Here is a 9,263-nt window from a genome sequence, read left to right as displayed (position 1 = left end):
GGTAGAGATGGTGATGCCGGGGGACGACGTGAAGATGACGGTGGAGCTGATCACGCCGGTGGCGTTGGAGAAGGGGTCGCGGTTTGCGATCCGCGAAGGCGGCCTGACGGTCGGCGCCGGCGCCATCACCGAGATTCTGGAGTAGACAGAGACGGTGTCGCTGCGACATCGCATCTAGAAGGTACAAATGGCGAAGAAGGACACCCGACCTGTGACGACCTTGGCCTGCACCGATTGCCAGGAGCGCAACTACACGACCGAGAAGAACCGGCGGAACGACCCGGGACGAATCGAGTTCAAGAAGTACTGCCCGCGCTGCCGCAAGCATACGCTGCATCGCGAGACGAAGTAGGTCGCGGCAGGGGCCACACAGGCCAGTAGCTCAATTGGCAGAGCACCGCTCTCCAAAAGCGGGGGTTGTGGGTTCGATTCCTGCCTGGCCTGCCTGAACAAAGACGGACGGGCGGTTCGCCCGATCGAGAACATGGAGAGCGGCCACGTGGCGAAGGCACAGGTAGTGAGAAAGCAGCCGAACCGTATCGTGCGTTTCATTCATGAAAGCAACGCCGAGCTGCGCAAGGTCAGTTGGCCGACGCGCCAGGAAGCGCGGCGGTTGACGATCATCGTGCTGGTCGTTGTAACGATCTCGAGCGTAGTGCTCGGTACGCTCGACTATCTGTTCACTAAGTTGATCGGGTGGATTCTCACCCTGGGAGCGTGACCGAGTCCATGGAAGAGAACAAAGGCCTGGAGCCCGAGGATCTGATCGGAGTCGAGGCTACCCAGCCCGAGGCTACCCAGCCTGAGGCCCAGACGGCTGAGGACACCGCCTCGCTGGCGGAAGAGCCGATTGCCGGGCCGGCTGTCGGGGGGGCGAATGCGCCTGCCGCAGATGAGCCGACCGAACCGGCCGCACTGCCCGAGGCCGTTGCGCCGTTTCCGGGTCCGCCCGAGGCTGCCTACAGCTTCAACCTGTCCGAGGCTGAGGTCGGCCGGCTGGCGGCCGAGGTGGCGGCGGAAGCCTTCGTTGCTCCCGCGGGCATTCTGGCCGCCGAGGCGCCGGCAACGCCCGAGGCCAGCGCCGACATCGACCAGCTGCCGGCCGAGGAGCCGGACGACGGCCGCCGCTGGTACGTCGTGCACTGCTACTCAGGCTACGAGAACAAGGTGCGCCACAACCTGGAGCAGCGCATCGAAAGCATGGGCATGAAAGGCAAGATCTTCGATGTGGTCGTGCCAACGGAAGAGGAACTCGAAGTGCGGGACGGGAAGCGCCGCACCGTTGAGCGCCGGGTATTCCCGGGATACATCCTGGTTCAGATGGTGATGAGCGAGGAATCCTGGTACGTGGTGCGCAACACGCCCGGCGTGACCGGATTCGTCGGCATGGGCAATGAGCCCACCGCCTTGAGGCCGGAAGAGGTAGCCCAGATCGTCAAGCGGATGGAAGCAGAAGCGCCGCGGGTGAAAGTCACCTTCAAGACTGGCCAGAAGGTTCGTATCATCGATGGACCTTTCAATGACTTCATCGGGACTGTCGACGCTATCGATATGGAGAAGGCGAAAGTGCGTGTGATGGTCTCGTTCTTTGGGCGTGATACGCCCGTGGAGCTGGATTTCCTGCAGGTCGAGAAGGCCTGAGGTCAGGCCGTTCGGCCCAGAGTGGGAGGGCAGCCCGAACTGCCCGCTCGGACCACAGAAGGAGAAAACCCGTGGCGAAGAAGATCAAGACCGTCGTCCGCCTGCAGATCGCGGCAGGCAAAGCCAACCCTGCGCCGCCGATCGGGCCTGCCCTGGCGCCGCATGGGATCAACCTGATGGTGTTCTGCAAGGAATACAATGCCCGCACCTCATCCAGGCCCGGCGACATTATCCCGGCCGAGATCACTATCTTCACCGATGGGTCGTTCACGTTCATCCTGAAGACCCCGCCAACGCCGGTCTTGCTGCGTAAGGCGGCTGGGCTGGAGAAGGGGTCGGCGGAGCCCAACCGGGCCAAGGTCGGCAAGGTGACGCGGCAGCAGATCCAGGAGATCGCCGAAGTCAAGATGCGCGATCTAAATGCCATCGATCTGGAAGGTGCGATGCGCCAGATCGAGGGCACGGCTCGCAACATGGGAATTGTGGTCGAAGGCTAACGAACCGTGGGAGGGCTGCCCTGGCGGCCCGCTGGCACCACAAGGAGATCCAATGGCCAAGCACGGCAAGAAATTCGATCTGGCAGCAAGCAAGGTGGAGAAGGACAAGGACTACGGCCCGCTGGAGGCGGTGCGCCTTGCCCGCGAAACCTCGTATACGAAATTCGATGGGACGATCGAGGTCCACATGCGGCTGGGGGTGGATCCGCGGCATGCCGAGCAGCAGGTGCGGGACACCGTCATGCTGCCGCACGGCCTGGGCCGGAATGTTCGGGTGGTGGCCTTCGCTGAAGGGGATGGGGCCCGGATCGCGACCGATGCCGGGGCGGACTACATCGGCGACTCGGAGATGATCGAGAAGATCAAAGCCGGCTTCACGGATTTTGACGCCACTGTCGCCACCCCGGAGATGATGGGCAAGATCGGGAAGACCGGGCTGGGCAAGATCCTTGGGCCGCGCGGCCTGATGCCTAATCCGAAGGCGGGGACCGTCGTCCCGGCGGAGGACCTGCCGCGAGTGATCAAGGAACTCAAATCGGGCCGAGTCGAGTTTCGCGTCGACCGCAGCGGGAATCTGCATGTCCCGATCGGCAAGGCCTCGTTCGACGAAGGTCAGTTGTACGAGAACATGGCCGCCCTGCTCGAAGCCGTCAAGAAAGCGCGTCCGGCCTCGGCCAAAGGAACCTTCATCAAGCGGGTGACGGTCACCAGCACGATGGGCCCGGGCGTGCGAGTGGACCCCAACGCTGCCCAAGCCATGTAGGGTGGGGTAGAATATGAGCCCCAGCCGCGCAACCGGCCGGGGCATCTAACTGAACGGCTTCGCCGAAGACAGCAGGCGTCCGCATGGACTTAATCCCCTGCCGAGGTGGAGACTCCCCGGAACGAGGGCGCTTGTCAGGCGCAAGGAGTCTTTGCTTCGATCTTGAGCGAAGCAGAGACTTTTCGTTGTACGGAAGGAGGTGAGCAAGTTGGCAATTTCGAAAGCACGCAAGCTGGCGCTGGCTGCCCGCTACGCCGAGCTCCTCAAGGGAAGCCAGGGGATCGTGCTGACCGCGTTCTCCGGGGCCAGGGTCAGCGAACTGGAGGCCTTGCGGCGCAAAGTTCGGGAGAACGGCGGTGAGTTTCATGTGGTCAAGAACCGGCTGCTGCAGTTGGCAATGAAGGAGGCCGGTATTTCCGTCCCAGCCGGCGGCTTGCAGGGCACGACCGCCGTAGGCTTTGCCGGGGACGATGTCCCGGCCGTGGCCAAGGCCATCGTCGATGCCGCCCGGACCTCGGAGGCGCTCAAGGTCAAGGGAGGGATGGTAAGCGGCGTGACCTACGGCGCGGCCGAGATCGAGCGTCTGGCGGACCTGCCGCCGATGCCGGTCCTGCGCGCCCAGTTGCTGGGTGTGATCATGGCGCCAGCCTCGCGCATCGCTGGCGTGATGGCCGGCTCGGTTCGGCAGCTGGCCTCGGTGGTCAAGGCCTATTCGGAGAAAGCGCCGGCCGCGGCGTGACCGTTGGCAGGCCTGCAACTTGAACAACTTAGCCCTACGAGAATCACACCAAGGAGCGTATTGAAATGCCTGATCTTGAGAAGCTGGTCGAGGAATTGAGCAAGCTGACGGTCCTCGAGGCGGCGGAACTGACGAAAATGCTGGAAGAGAAGTGGGGCGTGTCGGCGGCGGCCCCGGTGGCGATCGCCATGATGCCGGGCGCGGGTGCCGGGGGCGCGGCAGCTGAAGCCGCCGAAGAGAAGACGGAATTCGACGTTGTGATCAAGGATGTTGGTCCCAAGAAGATCGAAGTCATCAAGGCCATTCGCCAGATCACTACTCTTGGCCTGAGCGATGCCAAGGAAATGGCGGAGTCCGCCAGCCCCAAGGTGCTGGAAGGGGCGGGCAAGGATGCGGCCATGGATGCCAAGACCAAGCTCGAGGCTGCCGGGGCCAAGGTCGAGTTGCTGTAAGCAGGAACCGCCGTCGCCGAGCGCGGGCCCCCGCTACGCTCGGCTGCGGGAGCCGGACCCAAGCGACGGGGGCACCTACATGGAGCATCACCTCGCGCTGTGTCGAGGACGGGTTGGGCCCGTTCTCCGCATAGCGCGAGCTGTTCCCAGGCCGCACTCCGGAGCTCTGATCCGTCGTTATGGTATATTCGCCGGGAGGGTTGGACCCATGCGCGAGAAGATACTGGTCATCGAGGACGAGGAGAAGATCCTCCACTTCCTGCGGCGGGGTTTGGCCTACGAGGGCTACCAGGTGGAGACCGCGGCCGATGGCTCGGCCGGGCTCGACCTCGCCCGGGAGGATCCGCCGGACCTGGTGATCCTGGATTGGATGCTTCCCGGCATGGACGGGCTGGAGGTCTGCCGCCGCTTGCGCTCCGCCGGCAGCCTCCCAATCCTGATGCTCACCGCCAAGGATTCGATCTCGGATCGGGTGCGGGGGCTAGATGCCGGGGCGGATGACTACCTGGTCAAACCCTTTGCCCTGGACGAGGTGCTGGCGCGTATCCGTGCCCTGCTACGGCGGGCGAAGCCGGAAGGGCCAGAGGTGCTGGCCTTCACCGATCTGCGCCTGGACACCGGCACCCACCAGGCGTTTCGCGCCGAGAATCCGATCGACCTGACGGCCAAGGAATACGAGCTGCTCGAACTCTTCCTGCGTCATCCACGCCAGGTGCTGACCCGGGGGCAGATCTACGACCGGGTGTGGGGCTACGACTTCGGCGGGGAATCCAACATCATCGAGGTGTATGTCCGCTACCTCCGGCAGAAGACCGAGGCCAGTGGAGGCCCCCGCCTGATCCACACTGTGCGCGGCGTGGGCTACGTTCTGCGGGAAGAGGCTTGACCCTACGCGCTCGCCTCACAATGTGGTACACGGCCGTCCTGGCCGGCATGCTGCTGCTCTACGGCAGCGCGGTTTACCTGCTGCTCTCCTACACGGTTGTATCGCAGGTCGATGATCAGCTGGATCAGGCAGCCGAGGTTGTGCGCATGGCTTTTCAGCGCGACATCGAGGGCATCGTCCTGCCGCCGATGGCGCTGAACCTGGCCTCGAACGTGTTCGTCCAGGTTTGGGACACCCAGGGTTCGCTGGTCGCCCAGAACCTGACCATGATGGACGGTCCGTTCGATGCCCAGGCGCTGACGACCCCGGCCAAGCGCTACTCGAATATGCTGATTGACGGCGCGCCTCTGCGCGTCCTGACCTACCCGCTGTATGCCGTCAGCGACGACCACCTGATTGGCTTCCTGCAGCTAGCCAGCTCGCTGGAGACCGTCGTGCGCGCCCGCCAGTCCCTGCTGTTCGTGCTGGTCGTCGGGGGTGTGCTGGCGGTCGCCGGCGCGGCGCTTATCGGATGGAGCACGGCGTCGACTGCGCTGCGGCCGCTGGATCAGGTCACCGAGACCGCGCTGCAGATTACGCGGGCCGATGACCTCTCGCGGCGAATTCCGCTGGAGGGAGCGCCCAGAGATGAGGTCGGCAGGCTGATTGTGGCCTTCAATGAAACCCTGGAGCGTCTGGACGCCCTCTTCGAGACGCAGCGCCGGTTCATGGCGGACGTGTCGCACGAGCTGCGGACGCCGCTGACAGCCATCCGCGGCAACGTTGACCTGATCGCCCGGACCGGGGAAGCCGACGAGGAGACGCTGCGGGCGGTGTCGTCCGAGGTCGAGCGCCTTACGCGGATGGTCAAGGACCTGATGCTGCTGGCGCAAGCTGAGACTGGGAAGCTACCCCTGGCGCAGGACGAGGTCGAAATCGACACCCTGGTGCTGGAGGTCTTTCAACAGGCGAAGGTGCTGGCGCCTGAGGGGGTCGAGTTGCGCCTGGGGCGAGAAGACCAGGCGCGGGTGCGCGGGGATCGCGACCGTCTGAAACAGGTGGTGCTGAATCTGGTGGCGAATGCCCTCGACCACACGCCGGCCGGCGGGACGGTGACGATCGGCCTTGACTGCATGCAGGATTGGGCGCGCCTGACGGTGAGCGACACAGGCAGTGGCATTCCGCCGGAGGAACTACCGCACATTTTCGGCCGCTTCTATCGGGTGGACCGGTCCCGACGTCGCACGGCGCTGGGGGGCGCAGGTCTCGGGCTTTCAATCGCCTACTGGATTACGCGCAGCCATGGCGGCCGGATCGATGTGGCCTCAGAGCCGGGGAGGGGATCCACGTTCGCGGTGTGGCTGCCGCTGCTGAGCGGGCCCTGCACCTGAGAACGGAGGTCCCGCCGGATTGACGGCCCGGCGGTCACTGGGGGGATACCCCGGGACCGGGACGCCGGGGAAAGAGAAAGGCTGGTCATGGCGTGGGCGCTCGGCAGCTGCTGCCGGGCGCACTTTGTTTTCCCGACAGGGGACCACGAAGTCCGGCCTGGGAAGAGCTGGGAGCTGTCAGTCGGAGGCGAGACGGGTGTCGGCCGCACGCTGGCAGAGGTGTTTCCCGCCGGCATCCAGCCACGCCTGCAGGGTCGGGCTGGCGGAGCCGCCGCGTTCGACGTCCTGTAGGATACCGGTTCCCCAGTGGACATAGCGTTGTGTCTGGCGCGGCCAGGTTGCGGGATCGCGAGCAATCAGTCCGTGTCCGCCGTTGTACCCGGCAAGCGCCAGATCGGCACGGCCGCCGGCCAGGTCCAGGCCGCGTGCCAGATACGCCAGGCCTCTGGCGGCGTTGGTTTCGATTTCGAACGGGTCTTCGGAGGCTTCGAAGTGAAATGGCATGACTTGGAACAGGCCGGCGGCGCCGGCGGGTGAGCGCACGCCCGGGGCACCACAACTCTCGATCTGCATCACGGTCGCAACGAGCTCGGGCGGCAGGTCGTAGTCGGAGGCCCAGCGCAGGATGTGGGCGGACCAACGGCGGACCTCGGGCGTGAAGGCTGCCAGCCGGAGATCCGCCACAGCGGCAGCCGGCGGCGGATCCGAGGCAGGCTCGGCCCGGGCGTCTGCGATGAAGTACTCAATCCGGGCCGACCAGGCCGGGCGCAGGGCACGGATGGCCTGCAGGCCTGCAAGAAAAAGGAGTACGGTGATCGCCAGGGGAATGCCCCAGGCCAGCCGGATCTCCCTTGGCCGCCTCCCCGCACCGCTCCGCAGCGGTGCGGGGAGGGACGGGAGGGACGGGAGGAGTGGGTGCGGTCTGGCGAGCACTACGGGTTGTGGGTCGGCCGGGCCGACATCCGCTGCAAGGTCGGGGTGTGGGTCGCGGCCGGGGAAGGCGGGGAAGGCGGCGCATTCCGGTGCAGCCCGTGGGCGCTGCTTTCGCCTGGGGCCGAGGTGGTCGGCCGCCGGGTGAGCGGGCGCAGCAACGCCTCCTGGCGTTCGCCCTGGCTGAACAGTTGGCTTCCGGAAAGGCTGAAGCTGCCGATGATCAGCACCCGCACGAGCAGGACAAGCAGGGCGACAAACACCGGCACGCCTCGAATCATGGCCTCACGCCCGAGGACCTCGCTCCCCAACCCGCTGTGGCTGAGGAGCGCAAGGGAGACGGCGTACCAGGTGAGAATGGCGTTCATGGCCGCGGCCAACGCCCAGGCACCCACAAGATAGCCGCGCTCCGTGATCTGGCTGGCGCCCTTAAGCGGCGTCAGCAGGCGGGCGAGTCCGGCGAAATCCATGGCGCAGAAGGCGAGCGCCAGCACGGTCGCCCAGCGAACGCCGGCCGTACCCAGGTCCCCCAAGAGATCAGCCAGGGCAAACTCGGTCGTGCTGAAGTTGAAGAGTTCGAAGGCCACCAAGGCGCTGAGCATCAACACCCCGACCGCCGAGCCGCGCGAGAGCTGGATCCTGTCGATCGACTCAGGCAGCTGGCGAAGACTTTCGCTGATCGATGGCCCTTGCCGAGAAACGTAGGTTGCCATGCCTCACCTCCGAAACGAGCAGACTAGCATCAAGATAGAACACTTGTTCTATTTCGTCAAGCGCCAGATGCTGGCTGTCCTGTGTCGGCTGGGGCAGGGGTGGCCAACCTGGGGGCAGACAAACCGGCTACTCCTCAGCTGCGGGCCGAGGCGTAGGGGCATCGGACTGGCGGAGGCTTCGGCCGCGGGTGTAGGCCCACACCAAGCAGCTCCCCAGGACCATGGCGGGCAGAATAATCAAGCCGGCCTCCGGCCCAAAGGCGCCGCCGGTCCAAATAGGCGGACCGTTCACGGTGTGGACCAGCAGGCGGGAAGTAGCCAGGCCGCTGACCGGGAAGCCGAAAACGGGTCCTTCGAAGAGGTTCCAGCCAATGTGCAGCCCGATCGGCAGCCAGAGGGCGCGGGTACGAACCCAGCCATACGCCAGGAACACACCCGCCGCGAACAAGCCCAGGATGGTGGCGTACCAGATCGAGTTTGGGTTGCCGATATGCAGGGCGGCAAACACTGCCGAGGATAGGATCACCCCCCACAACAGGTTGGTGCCATCCTTGATGTTCTGCAGGTGGTACCCCCGGCTGAGGATCTCCTCCTGAATTCCGACGGCGACGAAAAGCAGCAGGGCCACAACCAGCTCAAGCATGACCCGGCTCCCGGGAGTGGTTTGCCAGGCCCATCCCTCCAAGCGGGTCCAACCAATGGCGATCTCCAGCAGCAGGATCGCCCCCATCATCACGGCTGCGATCGCAATCCCGGCAGCGACATCCTGGGCCGCCCGCCGGGTGAGGTCAAGCCCGAGTGACGAGAAGGATCGTAGATCGAAGAACCGGCGGGCAATCCATACCGAGGCGACAATCCCCAGCAGCGATGGCAAAGCATTGAGCAGCAAGAAGCCCTGCAGGGTTTCGACACTGCCAGCTCCGGCGAGCATCAGGCCGATCACGATCGGCAGGGTGAATGCGAACAGCAGTACCAGCGCCAGCAGCGATTGAAGGACCAGCCTCCAGCCGGCGCGCAAGCGTGGCTCGTCCGGCGACAAGAAGACTCCGGCGAACCAGGGGCGGGAAGATACGGGGCTGCCGGATGCGGGCTTCATCAGATGCAATCGCTTCCCATCATGCCTCACCCTGACTTAGCGAATTCTCAGCGTTCGTCGGTGCGCCACCGGCCGTCAGGCACTTGGTGGGCACGACCTGAGTACTGCCTGCAGGAAGCGTGCCGAAGGCTGCCGGGAGGGGGCTCGACCACAGGCAGGCCTCAGCCTCCCGGCTG

General features: G+C 65.1%; 13 protein-coding genes, 1 tRNA gene and 1 other annotated feature. Of the genes, 11 read left to right on the top strand and 3 right to left on the bottom strand.

Translation table 11 applies throughout. From position 1 onward, the window contains the following. The 11 genes from tuf to MUO23_14325 all read left to right on the top strand — a co-directional run. Positions 1 to 145: elongation factor Tu (tuf, locus tag MUO23_14375; protein ID MCJ7514135.1), on the top strand; the 145-nt coding region annotated here is incomplete at its 5' end. Positions 146 to 187: 42 nt separating this feature from the next. After that, a complete protein-coding gene (gene rpmG / locus MUO23_14370) occupies positions 188 to 352 on the top strand; it encodes a 50S ribosomal protein L33 (protein MCJ7514134.1) in 165 nt (54 codons plus the stop codon). A 19-nt stretch (positions 353 to 371) separates the two neighbouring features. Further along, a tRNA-Trp gene (locus tag MUO23_14365) sits at positions 372 to 444 on the top strand. A gap of 73 nt (positions 445 to 517) precedes the next feature. Beyond that, positions 518 to 721, top strand: coding sequence for a preprotein translocase subunit SecE (gene secE, locus MUO23_14360; GenBank protein ID MCJ7514133.1), 204 nt, complete (start codon positions 518 to 520; stop codon positions 719 to 721). A gap of 374 nt (positions 722 to 1,095) precedes the next feature. Further along, positions 1,096 to 1,641, top strand: coding sequence for a transcription termination/antitermination protein NusG (gene nusG / locus MUO23_14355; GenBank protein MCJ7514132.1), 546 nt, complete (start codon positions 1,096 to 1,098; stop codon positions 1,639 to 1,641). Positions 1,642 to 1,712: 71 nt separating this feature from the next. Beyond that, positions 1,713 to 2,138 (top strand): 50S ribosomal protein L11, encoded by a 426-nt coding sequence (rplK, locus tag MUO23_14350; GenBank protein ID MCJ7514131.1) that lies wholly within the window; start codon positions 1,713 to 1,715, stop codon positions 2,136 to 2,138. Positions 2,139 to 2,190: 52 nt separating this feature from the next. Continuing rightward, positions 2,191 to 2,901 carry a 50S ribosomal protein L1 gene (gene rplA, locus MUO23_14345; GenBank protein ID MCJ7514130.1) on the top strand — a complete coding sequence of 237 codons (711 nt, stop codon included), beginning with the start codon at positions 2,191 to 2,193 and terminating at the stop codon, positions 2,899 to 2,901. A 44-nt stretch (positions 2,902 to 2,945) separates the two neighbouring features. Beyond that, positions 2,946 to 3,094, top strand: a sequence feature (ribosomal protein L10 leader region). A 15-nt stretch (positions 3,095 to 3,109) separates the two neighbouring features. Next, on the top strand, positions 3,110 to 3,640 hold the full coding sequence (gene rplJ, locus MUO23_14340; GenBank protein ID MCJ7514129.1) for a 50S ribosomal protein L10: 531 nt from the start codon (positions 3,110 to 3,112) through the stop codon (positions 3,638 to 3,640). Between the two features lie 65 nt (positions 3,641 to 3,705). Then, positions 3,706 to 4,092 carry a 50S ribosomal protein L7/L12 gene (gene rplL / locus MUO23_14335; protein ID MCJ7514128.1) on the top strand — a complete coding sequence of 129 codons (387 nt, stop codon included), beginning with the start codon at positions 3,706 to 3,708 and terminating at the stop codon, positions 4,090 to 4,092. A 208-nt stretch (positions 4,093 to 4,300) separates the two neighbouring features. After that, positions 4,301 to 4,978 (top strand): response regulator transcription factor, encoded by a 678-nt coding sequence (locus MUO23_14330; protein ID MCJ7514127.1) that lies wholly within the window; start codon positions 4,301 to 4,303, stop codon positions 4,976 to 4,978. Continuing rightward, on the top strand, positions 4,975 to 6,348 hold the full coding sequence (locus MUO23_14325) for a HAMP domain-containing histidine kinase (protein MCJ7514126.1): 1,374 nt from the start codon (positions 4,975 to 4,977) through the stop codon (positions 6,346 to 6,348). The genes MUO23_14330 and MUO23_14325 overlap by 4 nt, the downstream gene beginning before the upstream one ends. A gap of 177 nt (positions 6,349 to 6,525) precedes the next feature. Here the strand turns inward: MUO23_14325 and MUO23_14320 are convergent, their stop codons facing one another. The 3 genes from MUO23_14320 to MUO23_14310 form a co-directional block, all read right to left on the bottom strand. Beyond that, positions 6,526 to 7,281, bottom strand: a complete 756-nt coding sequence (locus tag MUO23_14320) for a transglycosylase SLT domain-containing protein (protein ID MCJ7514125.1) — start codon at positions 7,279 to 7,281, stop codon at positions 6,526 to 6,528. Further along, positions 7,281 to 7,991 carry a hypothetical protein gene (locus tag MUO23_14315; protein ID MCJ7514124.1) on the bottom strand — a complete coding sequence of 237 codons (711 nt, stop codon included), beginning with the start codon at positions 7,989 to 7,991 and terminating at the stop codon, positions 7,281 to 7,283. Before MUO23_14315 ends, MUO23_14320 begins: the two co-directional genes overlap by 1 nt. Before the next feature lie 127 nt (positions 7,992 to 8,118). After that, positions 8,119 to 9,087: a CPBP family intramembrane metalloprotease gene (locus MUO23_14310; GenBank protein ID MCJ7514123.1), complete on the bottom strand. Its 969-nt coding sequence runs from the start codon at positions 9,085 to 9,087 to the stop codon at positions 8,119 to 8,121. Positions 9,088 to 9,263: the final 176 nt, after the last annotated feature.

This window comes from Anaerolineales bacterium (assembly GCA_022866145.1).
Taxonomy (GTDB): domain Bacteria; phylum Chloroflexota; class Anaerolineae; order Anaerolineales; family E44-bin32; genus PFL42.
Note: the sequence above shows the minus strand (reverse complement) of the source record. Positions and strands in the feature narration are given on the sequence as shown.

What these genes read in the sequence shown, in the direction of transcription:
- rplA (MCJ7514130.1), top strand. Translation starts at nt 2,191, where the DNA reads ATGGCCAAGCACGGCAAGAAATTCGATCTGGCAGCAAGCAAGGTGGAG.
- MUO23_14330 (MCJ7514127.1), top strand. Translation starts at nt 4,301, where the DNA reads ATGCGCGAGAAGATACTGGTCATCGAGGACGAGGAGAAGATCCTCCAC.
- rplL (MCJ7514128.1), top strand. Translation starts at nt 3,706, where the DNA reads ATGCCTGATCTTGAGAAGCTGGTCGAGGAATTGAGCAAGCTGACGGTC.
- rpmG (MCJ7514134.1), top strand. Translation starts at nt 188, where the DNA reads ATGGCGAAGAAGGACACCCGACCTGTGACGACCTTGGCCTGCACCGAT.
- MUO23_14310 (MCJ7514123.1), bottom strand. Translation starts at nt 9,087, where the DNA reads ATGAAGCCCGCATCCGGCAGCCCCGTATCTTCCCGCCCCTGGTTCGCC.
- MUO23_14315 (MCJ7514124.1), bottom strand. Translation starts at nt 7,991, where the DNA reads ATGGCAACCTACGTTTCTCGGCAAGGGCCATCGATCAGCGAAAGTCTT.